The sequence below is a fragment of the Luteimonas sp. R10 genome (assembly GCF_045689605.1).
In the GTDB taxonomy this organism is placed as follows: Bacteria; Pseudomonadota; Gammaproteobacteria; order Xanthomonadales; family Xanthomonadaceae; genus Luteimonas.
The window spans coordinates 1,793,971-1,808,125 of sequence record NZ_CP141262.1 but is presented as its reverse complement, the minus strand read 5'-3'; the positions used below and the strand labels follow the sequence as shown (position 1 = coordinate 1,808,125).

Sequence of the window (14,155 nt, the reverse complement as noted above, 5' to 3'; positions counted from 1 at the left end):
TCATAACCGTACATGAACCGGTTGCCAGCGGGTCAACCGCGGCCCGCCAGGCGCGTTGACAGCCATGAACCCTGGGCAGGAACGCGGATCCGCGCGACGTGGACGGCAGTCTCGATCACCACCGGCAGGCGCTGCGGCCCGCGCCCGGCGTCCGCGCCGGCCGTGGCGGCGGTAAGCTGGCCGCCGTGAGCGCGTCCGCCGACATCGCCGGCCCCATGCCGATGGCGGCCGAGACCCCCGCCGCGACGCTCGACGCGTTCTTCGCCGGGGTCCGCGCCCGTGCGTTCCGCTTTGCCGAGATCGGCCTGCGCAACCGCGACGACGCGCAGGATGCGGTGCAGGACGCGATGACGCGGATGCTGCGCTACCGCGAGCGGCCGGCGGAGGAATGGACCGCCTTGTTCTGGACCATCCTGCGCAGCCGCATCGTCGACATCCAGCGCCGGCGCATGTTCCGGCTGAGCTGGATCTCGGACGCCGAGGAGCGCGAGGACGAAAGCCTCGATTGGGCGGACAGCGGGCCGGACCCGGCACGCGCCCACGACGGGCGCGAAGCCTACGCGCGGCTGGTGGAGGCGTTGCGGGCGCTGCCCCGCCGCCAGCGCGAAGCCTTCGGCCTGCGCGTGCTCGAGGAGCTGGATGTCGCCACCACCGCGAAGATCATGGGCTGCGGCGAGGGTTCGGTGAAGACGCATCTATCGCGCGCCCGCGAGGCGCTGCAGAAACGACTGGAGGAATTCCGATGACCGCCGATACCGACGACGGCACCCGCTTCGACCGCGCCGCACGCGCCTGCCACCAGGAGGCGCTGCGGCAGGTCTCGCCACGCACGCTGGCCAGGCTGCGCCCGCGCGCACCCGCGCCCGGCTGGCGGGCGCAACCGCTGCGCTGGTCGCTGGCGACCGCCTGTACGATCGCGTTCGTGTACGCCTTCGCCGCCGGCATGGGGTTGCTGCCCTCCGGCGGCGATGCGGTGACGGACGAGATGCCGATGGCCACCGTGGATGCGGTCACCGTGGAACCGCGGCTCGATCCCTACGAGGATGCCCTGGTGGCGTTCGAGGAAGACCCCGACCTGTTCCTGTGGCTGGCCTCCGCCGAGGCGCAGCCGCTGGCGATGGAGTAAACGACCCATGCGAACCCGAATCGCCGCCTCGATCCTGTTGCTGGCGCTGTCGCTGCCGGCCGGCGCCGCGCCGGCGCAACCCGGCGATGGCGCACTGCCCGAATGGGACCGGCTGACGCCGGAGCAGCGGGAGACGCTGATCGCCACCGTGCGCGACCGCTGGAACGACCAGCCCGATGAACGCGACCGCATGCTGCGCCATGCCGAGCGCTGGCAGCAGATGACGCCGGAACAGCGACGGCACGCACATCACGGCATGCGGCGCTGGAAGCAGATGAGCCCGGAGGGGCGCGAGGGCGCGCGCGTGCTGTACCTGCGCATGCGCGAGCTGCCGGAACCCGAACGCGAGGAACTGCGCGAACGCTGGAAGGCGATGACGCCGGAGCAGCGGCGCGAGTGGCTGGAACGCCACCAGCCGGAGGATTGAGGCTGTGGCGGCAAGCCGCGGGGGACTTGGGCGCACGTAGAGCCGAGCTTGCTCGGCTGCTCTCGGCTCCGGAGCCGGAAGCAGCGGATCAGCCCCGCTCCGGCCACACCGTCTTCGACAGCAGCTCGTCCTCCCAGTCGAATCCGATCGCGCCGTCCTTCAGCAACAGCTGCATGAAGTTGAACACGTTGCGCGCGTACATCTCGCTGGCGTGCTGCGCGCCCTGGCTGGCGAGGTTGAGCGGACCGGCGACGACCACGCCGTCGTGGTCGTCGGTCTCACCGGGACGGGTGAGCTCGCAGTTGCCGCCGGTCTCCGCGGCCAGATCGACGATCACGCTGCCCGGCCTCATGCCGCCCACCATCGCCGCCGAGACGATCTTCGGCGCGGGCCGGCCGGGAACGGCCGCGGTACAGACGATCACGTCGACGTTCTTCAGGTGCTCGCCGAGGCGGCGCTGCTGCTCCGCGCGCTCCTCGTCGGTGAGCTGGCGGGCGTAGCCGCCCTCGCCGGCGGCGCTGACCCCGAGGTCGAGGAAGCGGCCGCCCAGCGACTGGATCTGCTCGCGCGTCTCGGGGCGCACGTCGAAGCCCTCGACCTGCGCGCCCAGGCGCCGCGCCGTCGCGATCGCCTGCAACCCGGCGACGCCGGCGCCGATCACCAGCACTTTCGACGGACGGATGGTGCCGGCCGCCGTGGTCAGCATCGGGAAGAAGCGCGGCGCCAGCGACGCCGCGATCAGCACCGCCTTGTAGCCAGCCATGCCCGCCTGCGAACTGAGCACGTCCATGGCCTGGGCACGTGTGGTCCGCGGCAGCCGCTCCAGCGGGAAGGCGGTCACGCCGCGCTGCACGATGGCCTCGCCCCGCGCTGCGTCGGCCTGCGGCTGCAAGATGCCGACCAGCGCCGCGCCCGCTTTCATGGCGGCGATCGCCGTGGCTGGCGGCGGCTGCACGCACAGCACCGCGTCGGCATCGGCGATGGCGGACCCGGCCGCGTCCACCAGCGTGGCGCCGACCTCCTCGTAGGTCCGGTCCGGGAAGTGCGCGCCGGCGCCGCTGCCACGCTCGATGCATACCTGCGCGCCTGCGGCGACAAGTTTCTTGCACGTCTCCGGCGTAACGGCGACGCGCCGTTCGCCCGGCGCGGTTTCCCGCGCGATCCCGATCTTCAGCGTCATGTTCGGCTCCGCGACCCTGTCTCGCATCCTAACGCGAATCGGCCGCATCGCCACGCGCGCTCGGCGTCGGCGCATCGGCGGGACGTGGCCGCAGCGGTCGCGGGCGCCGGGGGCGGAGCAGCGGAGCGAGTTCCGCTCCACGGCAGGCGCGCCGCCATGAGCGGTGGGCGCGCGCTATTGGGAGGACGGGCCCGTTGACCGGACGACGACTCCTGCGGCGGGGCCGCGTGCATCGCTTCGAACCGAGCGCGCGAGCGGCCGCTCAGCCGGCGTTGGCGGCCTTCAGCGCCTGTCCCGGCGCCTGGTTGAGGCGCTGCCAGAGCTGCTTCATCGCCTCGTCGAACGGGGCGTCGACCGAACGCACCACCACGCGTCCGGAGGCGACCAGCAGGGCCAGCTCCTCGGGCGAGACCACCATCTTGCGCACGCCGCGGCGGTTGACGATCAGGAAACGCGAGGTCAACGGGCTGATCCAGGCGATCCGAGCCGCTGTCTCGTGCCCGCCGCGATCGAGCAGGCGCAACCCCTGGCCGACCCGCAGCCGACGCATGCGCGCGGCGATGGCGGGGTCGCAGGCCACCGCGTCGGTCCCGCCGGCCAGGCGCAGCGGCATGACGCTGTCGTCGCCCGGCTCGTCGTCGGCCTCGCCGCCGTTCGGCGTGCGCACGCTGCGCTCGGTGTCGGGCATCGCCAGCGCGGAAATGATCCGTGCCATGGCGTCGCGTGCGGCGGCCGCGTCCAGCCCGCAGCTGGAGTAGCACTCCCCCAGCGGCACCTGCAGCGCCAGCAGCTGGTCGGCGACCGCGGCGCCACGCACCTGGGCGGCGTCGGCATCGACCTGCACCATCGCGTCGCCGAGCCCGATCGCGGCGTGGTGACGCTCCGACTCGGGCCCGTCGCGCAACCAGGTCTGGGTGAGGTAATGGCGCCAATGCTGGTCGAGGAAGTGGCCGACCGGCGCCGTCAGCGGCCGGTCCGCCATGCGCGAGGCGACCAGGCTTTCGGCATTGCGCCGTGCCATCTGCAGGCGCTCGCGACCGTGGATCGCCTCGGCCACGCGCTTCTCCGCGAGTTCCGAGCGCCGGCGCTGCTGGTCGAGCTGGTCGCGCAATTCGGCCGCCGCAAGCTCGAACACCGCCTGGTCTTCCTGGTATTCCTCGACCACGCGGTCGACGGCATGCTCGGCCTTGTCCAGCGTTTCCTTGTCCTGCGTGGTTTCGCCGGTGTTGCCGTCGCAGGCCTCGGTCAGCGCATCGAGCAGCTGCCGCGCCGGGTGGCTGCGGCGGTTGAACATCGAATCGTCGGTCAGCGCCACCTTGACGTAGGGCACCACCAGCTTGCCGTACATCGAGCGGGCGCGCTGCAGCAGCTCGTTGGCCTCGCACAGCGACTGGAACAGGATGCCGACCAGGTCGATGGCGTCTTCCTCGTCGGCGCTGAAGCGGGTTTTCTCCGGATCGAAGCCGAGCTGGCGCACGCCGCCGAGGATCTCGGCGCGGATCACCTCGGCCAGCGCACGCTTGTCCTCTCCGGCGAGCGCACGGGTGAACGGGTCGGGGTCGTCGCCCTGCAGCAGCGACGCGATGTTGAGCATGTCCTCGGTGCCCAGCACCTGGCCCGCCGCCTCGGAGGCGGCCTCGGCCAGCGCCTCGACCTCTTCGGCCACGCTGGTGCCGGGGTCCGCCGGTTCGGCACGCAGTCCTCCCCGTGCGCGCCAGGCCTGCAGCTGTTCGCGGACGAGATCGCGATAACGCAGTGGTACGCCGGCCGAATCGGCACCCAGGCCGGCGCGCTGCCCGTCACCGGAGGCGCGTTGTTCGCCGTCGCGCGGGACGTGCTGTCCGCCGCTGCCGGCGGCGGGCGAAGCCCCGATATGCTCGACGGTGCCTCCGTCCGGCACCCAGCCCCCGGCAGACTCGCCGACGCGCTGGGCGCGCGCCTGGTCGCGGGACGCGGCCGCATGCGGTGCGTAACCGCCGCCGCGCCGGGCCGCTGCGACGCCGTGGCCGCCGAACGCGGCGGTCTGCAGCGTGGTGTTGGCCTTGGCGTAGACCTCGGCGAGCACCTTCGGCAGGCGCTTGTCGAACTGGTGGAACACCATCATCCGCAGACCCGGCGTCAGGTCGTCCGGCTGGAACAGGTCGACGAAGGCCGACACCGCCACCTCAGGGCGCAACGGGTTGAGCGGCTTGCCCTCGATCCCCAGGCTCGCCGCCAGCGCCTCGAGCCGTTCATCGAGCTGCGCCAGCGGATGCAGGAACTGGTGCTCGAGCAATTCGGTGATCTGCTGCCCGGCCAGGTGGATCTCGAGTTCGCCCTCGGACATCAACTCCAGCGACTCCACCTGCCGCTGCTCCTCGCCAGGCGCATGCCAGCGCTCGAACGCGCTCTCGATCGCCTCGCGGTAGCGCGTCGCCAGCTCCAGCGCGCGGTGGCTGAGCGCGATCACCGCGACCCGGTCCTCCTGCGCCGCGCTGAAGTCGTGGCCGGCCAGCGCCGCCAGCCGCACCTGCTCCTCGATCGAGCTCCAGAACCCGGAGAGCACGCCGACCAGTTCGGTGACGGCATCGCGCTTGAGCGTCTCGAGCACGCGCTCGCCCGCACGGCAGCCGGAGCTGCGCGCGCGGAATTTCACGGCGGTATCGTCTGGAGACGCCATTCGGGGGACAATGGAGCGACAGCACGAGGGTCGTGCACGGTCAGCATACATTCCTGAAAGGGGAAAACCACGTCTGTGAGCCCGGTCGCAAATAGAACCGCTGACATCTGGCTGCAACTCGACGGGCGGCGCTCGGTCCCGGCGCGACAGCTCGGCGAGCCCGGTCCCGACGACGCCACCCTGGCGCGCATGCTGCGCTCGGCCGTGCGCGTGCCCGACCACGGCAAGCGGGTGCCGTTCCGGTTCCTGCGCATTGCCGGCGAGGCCCGCGCCGCCCTTGGCGGGGCCCTGGCCGCGCTCACCCTGCGCCGCGATCCGGACGCGGCGGCCGCCGCCGTCGACAAGGACCGCCAGCGCTTCGGGCACGCGCCGCTGGTGATCGCGGTGGTGGCCGTCTTCGACCCCGCGGACGCGGCGATTCCTGAACAGGAGCGGCTGCTCACCGCCGGCTGTGTCTGCTTCGCCCTGCTGCAGGCGGCGCAGGCGGCGGGGTTCGGCGCCACCTGGCTGACCGGCTGGCCCGCCTACGACGACGAGGTGCGCGCGCTGCTCGGACTGGGGGCGCAGGAGCGGATCGCCGGCTTCATCCACATCGGCACGCCCAGGATGGCGGCGCCGGAACGTGAACGGCCGGACCCGCAAGCCCTGCTGTCCGACTGGCGCCCGGCATGAGCGCCGTGGCGAAGCCGCCGCTGTACCTGGTCGACGCCAGCCTGTACGTGTTCCGCGCCTGGCACTCGATGCCCGACGAGTTCCGCGACGCCGACGGCCGGCCCAGCAATGCGGTGCACGGCTTCGCCCGCTTCCTGCTGGAGCTGCTGGAGCGCGAGCGGCCGCAGCACGTCGTGGTCGCTTTCGACGAGGCCCTGGACAGTTGCTTCCGCAACGCGCTGTATCCCGCCTACAAGGCCAACCGGCCGCCGGCGCCGGACGAGCTCAAGCGGCAGTTCGGGCACTGCAAGGCGCTGTGCGCCGTGCTCGGCCTGACCGTGCTGGCGCACCGCGAATACGAGGCCGACGACCTGATCGGCAGCGCGCTGCAGCTGGCGCGCGCGCTCGGCCATCGCGGCGTGATCGTCTCCGCCGACAAGGACCTCTCGCAGCTGCTCGAGACCGGCGACGAGCAGTGGGACTTCGCCCGCGGCCAGCGCTGGGGCATGGCCGGCGTCGCCGCGCGCCACGGCGTCGAGGCGCGGCAGATGGCCGACTACCTGGCGCTGTGCGGCGACAGCGTCGACAACATTCCCGGCGTGCCCGGGATCGGCGCCAAGACCGCCGCCGCGCTGCTGGCGCACTTCGGCAGCCTAGACGCGCTGCTCGAGCGCGTCGACGAGGTGCCGTTCCTGCGCCTGCGCGGCGCCAGGCAGGCCGCGGCGAAGCTGCGCGAACATCGCGAACAGGCGCTGTTGTGCCGGCAGCTGGCCACGATCGCGCTCGACGTGCCCCTGGCCGAGGCGATGCCGCCGTTCCTGCGCGCGGCCGCCGACGCCGCCGCGTTGCTGGCGCTGTGCGAGGCGCTGCGCTTCGGGCCGCTGACGCGGCGGCGCCTGCATGCCGCCGCAGGGCTCGCATTCGCGCCTTGACGCACGGCGGGTCGCGCCCTCCGGCGCTCTCGTAGAGCCGAGCTTGCTCGGCTGCGCGGGCATCGGAGCCTGGAGCAGCGGGGCAAGCTCCGCTCTACGAGACGCACGGGCCGGCCGCGGCACGCGCCCCGCAGAGCCGAGCTTGCCCGGCTGCGCGGGCTCCGGAGCCGGGAGCAGCGGAGCAAGCTCCGCTCTACGGCGCCCTGCTCCATTTCGCCTGTCATGCGCCGCGCGCTAGCATGCGTCCATGAACGAACATCCAGCGGACGACGTCGAACTGCTCTACGAGGGCGAATGGCTGCGCATGGTCCGGCGCGGCAAATGGGAGTCGTGCGAGCGCACCCACGGCCGCGACGGGATGGCGGTGATCGTCATCGCGGTCACGCCGGACGACCACGTGCTGTTCGTCGAACAGTTCCGGGTGCCGCTGGGCGCGCCGACCATCGAGATGCCGGCCGGCCTGATCGGCGACGATCTCGACGAGGATTCGATCGAGTCCGCGGCGCGGCGCGAACTCGTCGAGGAGACCGGCTGGGAGGCCGGCCGCATCGACGTGCTGCTGACCGGCCCGACCACCGCCGGCATGAGCAACGAGCGCGTCGCCTTCGCCCGCGCCCGCGACCTGCGCAAGGTCGGCGAAGGCGGCGGCGTCGGCAGCGAGAACATCATCGTGCACACGGTGCCGCGGCGCGAGGCCCCGGCCTGGCTGATGCGCAAGCATGCCGAGGGCTTCGAAATCGACCTGAAGCTGTGGGCGGGGCTGTGGATGATCGAATTCAATCCGGACGGCTCACCGGCGGCTTGAAGCCAGCAACGAGTGAAGAGAAATGAGTGGTTGAGTGCCGATGTGGGAGCGACGGAAGTCGCGACTGTTTCCGGAGCCAGCGAGTCGCGGCTTCCGTCGCTCCCACAGGAGCACCCGACCTGTTCGCTTCTCGCTTGCCCTCGTTCGTCCCGCGGCAGTCGGCCCCGGACCGAACCGCCTACGCCGCGGCGAACCGGTCGGTGGCCTGCACCAGCGCGTCGACGTTCTCGGCTTCGAACGCGGAGTGGCCCGAGGCGGGGGTGATCACCAGCTCGGCCCTGGGCCAGGCCTTGTGCAGGTCCCAGGCGTTCTGCACCGGGCAGACCACGTCGTAGCGGCCGTGGACGATGACGCCGGGGATGTCGACGATGCGGTAGGCGTCGCGCAGCAGCTGGTCGTCGACCTCGAAGAAGCCTCCGTTGACGAAGTAGTGGTTCTCGATCCTGGCGAAGGCCAGGGCGAACTGCGGATCCTCGTGTCCCTGCACGAAACCCGGGTCGACGCGCAGGAACGAGGTCGCGCCCTCCCACACGCTCCAGGCGCGGGCGGCCGCCAGCCGGGTGGCCTCGTCGTCGCTGGTCAGGCGGCGGTGGTAGGCGGCGATCAGGTCGTCGCGCTCGGCCGGCGGGATGGCGTCGACGTACTGGTCCCAGGCCTCGGGGAACAGGCGCGAGGCGCCCTGCTGGTAGAACCATTCCAGCTCCCAGCGCCGCAGCATGAAGATGCCGCGCAACACCAGCTCGGTCACCCGCCGCGGATGGCTCTGCGCGTAGGCCAGTGCCAGGGTCGACCCCCAGGAGCCCCCGAACACCTGCCAGTGCTCGATCTCGAGCAGTTCGCGCAGCTTCTCGATATCGGCGACCAGGTCCCAGGTGGTGTTGCCGACCAGGTCGGCATGCGGCGTGGAGCGCCCTGCGCCACGCTGGTCGAACAGCACGATGCGGTATTTGTCCGGATCGTGGAAGCGGCGCATCTTGGCGCTGCAGCCGCCGCCCGGGCCGCCGTGCAGCAGCACCACCGGCTTGCCTTTCGGATTGCCGCACTGCTCGTAGTGGAGCGTGTGGCGGTCGTCGACCTTGAGGGTGCCGGTGTCGTAGGGCTCGATCTCGGGGTAAAGCGTTCGCATCGCGGATCCGTCTTCAAGGCTGACGCGCCAGTTTATCAGCCCGCCTCGGCCAGACCGGGCGACCTGCCAGCGGTGACGCGCTCGCGTCCCTCCAGATCGCGCTCGGTCGCGATCGCGACGAAGCCGGCGCTTCGCAGCAGCGCGCGCACGGCCTCGCCCTGCGTATGGCCATGCTCGAGCAGCAGCCAGCCGCCCGGCGCGAGATGGGCCGGCGCGTCACGGACGATCATGCCGATCGCCTCCAGCCCATCACGGCCGGAGGCCAGCGCGCCACGCGGCTCGAAGCGCAGGTCGCCCCGCTGCAGGTGCGGATCGTCGTCGGCGATGTACGGCGGGTTGCTGGCGACCACGTCGAAGCGCTCGCCCGCCAGCGGCGACCACCAGTCGCCCTGGCGGAACTCGACGTTGCCGATCCCGTGGGTGCCGGCGTTGGCGGCGGCCGCGGCCAGCGCCCGACGGCTGATGTCGGTGGCGACCACCCGGGCCAGCGGACGCTCGCACGCTATGGCCAGTGCGATCGCCCCGCTGCCCGTGCCCAGGTCGGCGACGCGCGCCGGACCTCCCGGCGGGATCCGCACCAACACCTGTTCGACCAGCAGCTCGGTCTCCGGACGCGGAATCAGGGTGTCCGGCGTGACCGCGAGCTCGAGGGTCCAGAAGCCGCGGCGGCCGGTGAGATAGGCCACCGGCTCGCCGGCGGCACGGCGCGCGACCAGTCCCTCGAACTCCGCCGCCAGCGCGCCCGCCACCGGATCGGTCGCGTGCGCGTACAGCCATGCCCGCGGCCGGCGCAACGCGTGCGCGAGCAGCAGCGCGGCGTCCGCGGGATCGATGCAAGCCCCAGCCGACCGCAGCAGTTGCGAGGCGGTCGGGCACGGCACTGGCGAGGTCGTCATGGCGCCAATCGTACCGTCGCCGCGCCAGGCGGACTCATCGGCAGCAACCAGATGAACGCGCCGCCGCGCGTTGCGGAGGCAAACAACTGCAGAGAACACCTGCCGTCGGGCTGCACCCGGTCGCGGCCGATACCGCTCCCCACGCGAGGATCGACGATCTGCGGACGGCCGCCCCGGCGGGGTACCGCCCCGCCTCCGGAAATCGCACAAAAAGAAGGCGGCCGAAGCCGCCTTCAAATTCCGCATCACGCGTGGGAGGGAGTACGGGACACGGAACCGGTTGAGCGGATCGTCACCGCTCGCATTCGCCGGAGGCATCGCACATCCGATGACACCGGGAGAACGCCTCGATTTTGTTGCAACGCAGCACGCAGGTCAAGCCCCCCGAGAAGATGCATGAACAGCCAGCAGATCGATAGGTAACCCCTATTAAATACATTTCATCTATCGATTTTACGTATCGATAGCTCTGCCCTATCCTGTCGTCTTCCGGTCGGCGACGGCCGGTTTCTCCCTCCCATCACCCACCAATCGAAAGGATCCACATGTCCCTGATCAACACCGAAATCAAGCCGTTCAAGGCCACCGCGTTCCAGAACGGCGAATTCATCGAAGTGACCGAGGCCGACCTGAAGGGCAAGTGGTCGGTGGTGTTCTTCTATCCGGCCGACTTCACCTTCGTCTGCCCGACGGAGCTCGAGGACCTGGCCAATCACTACGAGGCCTTCAAGAAGCTCGACGTCGAGATCTACAGCGTGTCCACCGATACGCACTTCTCGCACAAGGCCTGGCACGACACCTCCGAGGCGATCGGCAAGATCCAGTTCCCGATGATCGGCGACCCCAATGGCGTGGTCACCAACAACTTCGACGTGATGCGCGAGGGCCAGGGCCTGGCCGACCGCGGCACGTTCGTGATCGACCCGCAGGGCGTGATCCAGCTGGTCGAGGTGACCTGCGAGGGGGTCGGCCGCGACGCCGGCGAGCTGCTGCGCAAGGTCAAGGCCGCCCAGTACATCGCCGCCCATCCGGGCGAGGTCTGCCCGGCCAAGTGGCAGGAGGGCGAGAAGACGCTCAAGCCGTCGCTGGACCTGGTCGGCAAGATCTGACGCCACACCCGCACTCCCGTCCCCGGACGGGAGTGCACCCAAGCCGGCCGGCCGGCACGCCCGCCGCCGCCAGCCGGCTTGGGTGCACTCCCCTGGCGGTCCGACCCGCCGCACACTGCCAATGACTCACGGAACAGATGCCATGTTGGATGCCGATCTCAAGACCCAGCTCAAGGGCTATCTCGAACGCGTGGTCCGCCCGATCCACATCGTGGCCTCGGTCGACGACGGCGAGAAGTCGCGCGACCTGTTGGCGCTGCTCGACGACATCGCCGGGCTGAGCGACCGCATCGACGTCGAGGTCCGCCGCGACGACGCAGAACGCAAGCCCTCATTCGCCCTCACCACGCCCGGACGCGAGATCTCCCTGCGTTTCGCCGGGCTGCCGCTGGGCCACGAGTTCACCTCGCTGGTGCTGGCGTTGCTGCAGGTGGGCGGCCATCCGCCCAAGGCGGCCGCCGAGACCCTCGAGCAGGTGGCCGCGCTGGAGGGCGAGTTCCACTTCGAGACCTACTATTCGCTGTCCTGCCAGAACTGCCCCGACGTGGTGCAGGCGCTCAATCTCGCCGCGGTGCTCAACCCGCGCATCCGCCACACCGCGATCGACGGCGCGCTGTTCCAGGATGAAGTGGAGGCGCGGCAGATCATGTCGGTGCCGACGGTCTATCTCAACGGCGAGGAGTTCGAGCAGGGCCGGATGACGCTGGAGCAGATCCTGGCGCGCCTGGACATCGGCGCGGCCGAACGCGAGGCGGCGAAGCTGGCGGCAAAGGCGCCATTCGACGTGCTGGTGGTCGGCGGCGGCCCCGCCGGCGCCGCCGCGGCGGTGTACGCGGCGCGCAAGGGCATCCGCACCGGCGTGGTGTCGGAGCGCTTCGGCGGCCAGTTGCACGACACGCTGGCGATCGAGAACTTCATTTCGGTCCCCGAGACCGAGGGGCCGAAGATGGCCGCAGCCCTCGAGCGGCACGTGCGCGAGTACGACGTGGACCTGATGGACTTGCAGCGCGCGCAGGCGCTGCTGCCCGCCGGCGCCGACGGCCTGGTCGGCCTGCGCTTGGCGAACGGCGCCGAGCTGAAGGCGCGCTCGGTGGTGCTGTCGACCGGCGCCCGCTGGCGGCAGCTGAACGTCCCGGGCGAGGACGAATACCGCAACCGCGGCGTCGCCTATTGCCCGCACTGCGACGGCCCGCTGTTCAAGGGCAAGCACGTGGCGGTGATCGGCGGCGGCAACTCCGGCGTCGAGGCGGCGATCGACCTGGCCGGCATCGTCCAGCACGTCACCGTGCTGGAGTTCGACGGCAAGCTGCGCGCCGACGAGGTGCTGCAGCGCAAGGCGCGCAGCCTGGGCAACGTCACCATCGTCACCAGCGCGCAGACGCTGGAGGTGACCGGCGACGGCAGCAAGGTCACCGGCCTGGTGTACCGCGACCGCGAAGGCGGCGACGCGCACCGCCTGGCGCTGGACGGCGTGTTCGTGCAGATCGGACTGCTGCCCAACACCGAGTGGCTGGCCGGCACCGTCGAACTGTCGCCGCACGGCGAGATCGTGGTCGACGAGCGCGGCCGCACCAGCGTGCCCGGCGTGTTCGCCGCCGGCGACTGCACCACCGTGCCCTACAAGCAGATCGTGGTGGCGATGGGCGAAGGTTCGCGGGCGGCGCTGTCCGCGTTCGACCACCTGATCCGGGCGCCGCTGCCGGCCTCCGGCAAGCCCGTGGCCCAGGCCGCCTGACCGCCCGGCGGCGGCCACGATGAACCTCCGCGACCTCCGCTATCTGGTGGCACTGGCCGACCACAAGCATTTCGGCCACGCCGCCGCGGCGTGTTTCGTCAGCCAGCCGACGCTGTCCACGCAGATCCGCAAGCTGGAAGAGGAACTGGGCGTGGTGCTGGTGGAACGGGCGCCGCGCAAGGTCATGCTCACGAGCGCCGGACTGGAGGCCGCCGAGCGCGCGCGCCGGATCGTCGCCGAGGTCGAGCAGATGAAGGAGGCCGCCAGGCGCAACCGCGACCCCGAGGCCGGCACGGTGCGGCTGGGCATGTTCCCGACCCTGGGACCGTACCTGCTGCCGCACGTCATCCCGCGCCTGCGCGAGCGCTTTCCGCAGCTGGAGCTGCTGCTGGTGGAGGAAAAGAGCGACGTGCTGCTGGCGCGCCTGCGCGAGGGCCGGCTCGATGCCGGGCTGCTGGCGTTGCCGGTGCACGACGACCAGTTGCACGCCGAGTTCCTGTTCGAGGAACCGTTCCTGCTCGCGGTGCCCGAACGCCATCCGCTGGCGCGGCGCGACTCGCTGGCGCTGCGGGAGCTTTCCGAGCAGCGCCTGCTGCTGCTGGAGGACGGCCATTGCCTGCGCGAACAGGCGCTCGAGGTCTGCCACCTGGGCGGCGCCGGCGAGCGCAGCGAGTTCCGCGCCACCAGCCTGGAGACGCTGCGGCAGATGGTCGCCGCCGACGTCGGCGTCACCCTGCTGCCGATGCTGGCGGTGAAGCCGCCGGTCGCGCGTTCGGACAACATCCACCTGCTCGACTTCCACGATTCGAGCCCGAGCCGGCGCATCGCCATGGCCTGGCGGCGCAGTTCGGCGATGGAGGGCTTCCTGCTGCGGCTGGCGGAGGTGTTCCAGCAACTGCCGGCCGATCTGTTCCAGTTCGATCCGCGGAGCGGCGGGGCGCCAACGGCCGAAACGCGTCCCGCGACCACTTGAACCCCGCCCCGGGCGGGGCTACGGTATCGGCACTATGGCGGGCGGCGCGCGATGCGCCGCCCGCCTGCGTTTCGACAACCGTCCACCCGACAGGAACAGACCATGATCGACAGCCGGCACAGCGGCCTTCCGCCTCCCATCATCGTGTCCGAACCCGACGCCGAGCGCCTGGAATCGCTGCTCGAATCGGACGAATGGCGCGCCCAGCCCGCGGCGCGCGCGCTGCAGAGCGAACTGCTGCGCGCCGAGGTGCGCCCGCGCGAGAACATGCCGGCCGACGTGGTCGGCATGCACTCGCTGGTCGAGTGCGAGGACGAGCGCAGCGGCGGCAGGCATCGCCTGACGCTGGTCTATCCCAACGAAGCCGACGTCGCTTCCGGCCGCGTGTCGGTACTGGCGCCGGTCGGCAGCGCCCTGCTCGGCCTGTCCGTGGGCCAGCACATCGACTGGAACACGGCGGACGGCCACCGGTTGCGACTGCGGGTACTGGCCGTCCAGCCCCCCGGAGCTCCAGGCCCGGAATGATGGATCTGCGC

14 protein-coding genes are annotated in these 14,155 nt (G+C 71.2%); 10 read left to right on the top strand and 4 right to left on the bottom strand.

Annotation, left to right across the window (positions count from 1 at the left end; genetic code table 11):
• The first annotated feature begins 215 nt into the window (after positions 1 to 215).
• Genes U3649_RS07580 through U3649_RS07570 form a run of 3 tightly spaced genes read left to right on the top strand, consistent with a single transcriptional unit; the run spans position 216 to position 1,553 of the window.
• The gene (locus tag U3649_RS07580) at positions 216 to 746 is read left to right on the top strand and encodes an RNA polymerase sigma factor (RefSeq protein WP_407354571.1); all 531 of its coding nucleotides are present in this window, start codon (positions 216 to 218) and stop codon (positions 744 to 746) included.
• Positions 743 to 1,126, top strand: coding sequence for a hypothetical protein (locus tag U3649_RS07575; protein ID WP_407354244.1), 384 nt, complete (start codon positions 743 to 745; stop codon positions 1,124 to 1,126). Before U3649_RS07580 ends, U3649_RS07575 begins: the two co-directional genes overlap by 4 nt.
• Positions 1,127 to 1,133: 7 nt before the next feature.
• Positions 1,134 to 1,553: a DUF3106 domain-containing protein gene (locus U3649_RS07570; protein ID WP_407354243.1), complete on the top strand. Its 420-nt coding sequence runs from the start codon at positions 1,134 to 1,136 to the stop codon at positions 1,551 to 1,553.
• Between the two features lie 88 nt (positions 1,554 to 1,641).
• Here U3649_RS07570 and U3649_RS07565 read toward each other — a convergent pair whose 3' ends face one another.
• Both U3649_RS07565 and U3649_RS07560 read right to left on the bottom strand, forming a co-directional pair.
• Positions 1,642 to 2,733 carry an NAD(P) transhydrogenase subunit alpha gene (locus U3649_RS07565; protein ID WP_407354242.1) on the bottom strand — a complete coding sequence of 364 codons (1,092 nt, stop codon included), beginning with the start codon at positions 2,731 to 2,733 and terminating at the stop codon, positions 1,642 to 1,644.
• A gap of 262 nt (positions 2,734 to 2,995) precedes the next feature.
• Complete coding sequence (locus U3649_RS07560) at positions 2,996 to 5,368, bottom strand: DUF1631 family protein (protein WP_407354241.1); 2,373 nt, start codon at positions 5,366 to 5,368, stop codon at positions 2,996 to 2,998.
• A 129-nt stretch (positions 5,369 to 5,497) separates the two neighbouring features.
• Here U3649_RS07560 and U3649_RS07555 point away from each other — a divergent pair, with 129 nt between their 5' ends.
• The 3 genes from U3649_RS07555 to U3649_RS07545 all read left to right on the top strand — a co-directional run bounded on the left by U3649_RS07555 (position 5,498) and on the right by U3649_RS07545 (position 7,780).
• Positions 5,498 to 6,064 (top strand): nitroreductase family protein, encoded by a 567-nt coding sequence (locus U3649_RS07555; RefSeq protein WP_407354570.1) that lies wholly within the window; start codon positions 5,498 to 5,500, stop codon positions 6,062 to 6,064.
• Positions 6,061 to 6,975: a 5'-3' exonuclease H3TH domain-containing protein gene (locus tag U3649_RS07550; protein ID WP_407354240.1), complete on the top strand. Its 915-nt coding sequence runs from the start codon at positions 6,061 to 6,063 to the stop codon at positions 6,973 to 6,975. The genes U3649_RS07555 and U3649_RS07550 overlap by 4 nt, the downstream gene beginning before the upstream one ends.
• 247 nt (positions 6,976 to 7,222) lie before the next feature.
• Positions 7,223 to 7,780, top strand: a complete 558-nt coding sequence (locus tag U3649_RS07545) for an NUDIX hydrolase (protein WP_407354239.1) — start codon at positions 7,223 to 7,225, stop codon at positions 7,778 to 7,780.
• A gap of 178 nt (positions 7,781 to 7,958) precedes the next feature.
• Here the strand turns inward: U3649_RS07545 and pip are convergent, their stop codons facing one another.
• Complete coding sequence (pip, locus tag U3649_RS07540) at positions 7,959 to 8,906, bottom strand: prolyl aminopeptidase (protein WP_407354238.1); 948 nt, start codon at positions 8,904 to 8,906, stop codon at positions 7,959 to 7,961.
• A gap of 35 nt (positions 8,907 to 8,941) precedes the next feature.
• Positions 8,942 to 9,802: a peptide chain release factor N(5)-glutamine methyltransferase gene (gene prmC / locus U3649_RS07535; protein ID WP_407354237.1), complete on the bottom strand. Its 861-nt coding sequence runs from the start codon at positions 9,800 to 9,802 to the stop codon at positions 8,942 to 8,944.
• 545 nt (positions 9,803 to 10,347) lie between these two features.
• Between prmC and ahpC the strand changes: the two genes are divergently transcribed.
• From ahpC to rnk, 4 genes are all read left to right on the top strand, one after another.
• On the top strand, positions 10,348 to 10,911 hold the full coding sequence (gene ahpC / locus U3649_RS07530; protein WP_407354236.1) for an alkyl hydroperoxide reductase subunit C: 564 nt from the start codon (positions 10,348 to 10,350) through the stop codon (positions 10,909 to 10,911).
• 142 nt (positions 10,912 to 11,053) lie between these two features.
• Positions 11,054 to 12,646: an alkyl hydroperoxide reductase subunit F gene (gene ahpF / locus U3649_RS07525; RefSeq protein WP_407354235.1), complete on the top strand. Its 1,593-nt coding sequence runs from the start codon at positions 11,054 to 11,056 to the stop codon at positions 12,644 to 12,646.
• 19 nt (positions 12,647 to 12,665) lie between these two features.
• Positions 12,666 to 13,619 (top strand): DNA-binding transcriptional regulator OxyR, encoded by a 954-nt coding sequence (gene oxyR, locus U3649_RS07520; protein WP_407354234.1) that lies wholly within the window; start codon positions 12,666 to 12,668, stop codon positions 13,617 to 13,619.
• 102 nt (positions 13,620 to 13,721) lie between these two features.
• On the top strand, positions 13,722 to 14,144 hold the full coding sequence (gene rnk / locus U3649_RS07515; protein ID WP_407354233.1) for a nucleoside diphosphate kinase regulator: 423 nt from the start codon (positions 13,722 to 13,724) through the stop codon (positions 14,142 to 14,144).
• Positions 14,145 to 14,155: the final 11 nt, after the last annotated feature.

Coding starts and splice junctions, on each gene's coding strand:
- U3649_RS07550 (WP_407354240.1), top strand. CDS start 6,061: ATGAGCGCCGTGGCGAAGCCGCCGCTGTACCTGGTCGACGCCAGCCTG.
- ahpC (WP_407354236.1), top strand. CDS start 10,348: ATGTCCCTGATCAACACCGAAATCAAGCCGTTCAAGGCCACCGCGTTC.
- U3649_RS07580 (WP_407354571.1), top strand. CDS start 216: ATGCCGATGGCGGCCGAGACCCCCGCCGCGACGCTCGACGCGTTCTTC.
- rnk (WP_407354233.1), top strand. CDS start 13,722: ATGATCGACAGCCGGCACAGCGGCCTTCCGCCTCCCATCATCGTGTCC.
- oxyR (WP_407354234.1), top strand. CDS start 12,666: ATGAACCTCCGCGACCTCCGCTATCTGGTGGCACTGGCCGACCACAAG.
- U3649_RS07565 (WP_407354242.1), bottom strand. CDS start 2,733: ATGACGCTGAAGATCGGGATCGCGCGGGAAACCGCGCCGGGCGAACGG.
- pip (WP_407354238.1), bottom strand. CDS start 8,906: ATGCGAACGCTTTACCCCGAGATCGAGCCCTACGACACCGGCACCCTC.
- U3649_RS07545 (WP_407354239.1), top strand. CDS start 7,223: ATGAACGAACATCCAGCGGACGACGTCGAACTGCTCTACGAGGGCGAA.
- U3649_RS07570 (WP_407354243.1), top strand. CDS start 1,134: ATGCGAACCCGAATCGCCGCCTCGATCCTGTTGCTGGCGCTGTCGCTG.
- ahpF (WP_407354235.1), top strand. CDS start 11,054: ATGTTGGATGCCGATCTCAAGACCCAGCTCAAGGGCTATCTCGAACGC.
- U3649_RS07575 (WP_407354244.1), top strand. CDS start 743: ATGACCGCCGATACCGACGACGGCACCCGCTTCGACCGCGCCGCACGC.
- prmC (WP_407354237.1), bottom strand. CDS start 9,802: ATGACGACCTCGCCAGTGCCGTGCCCGACCGCCTCGCAACTGCTGCGG.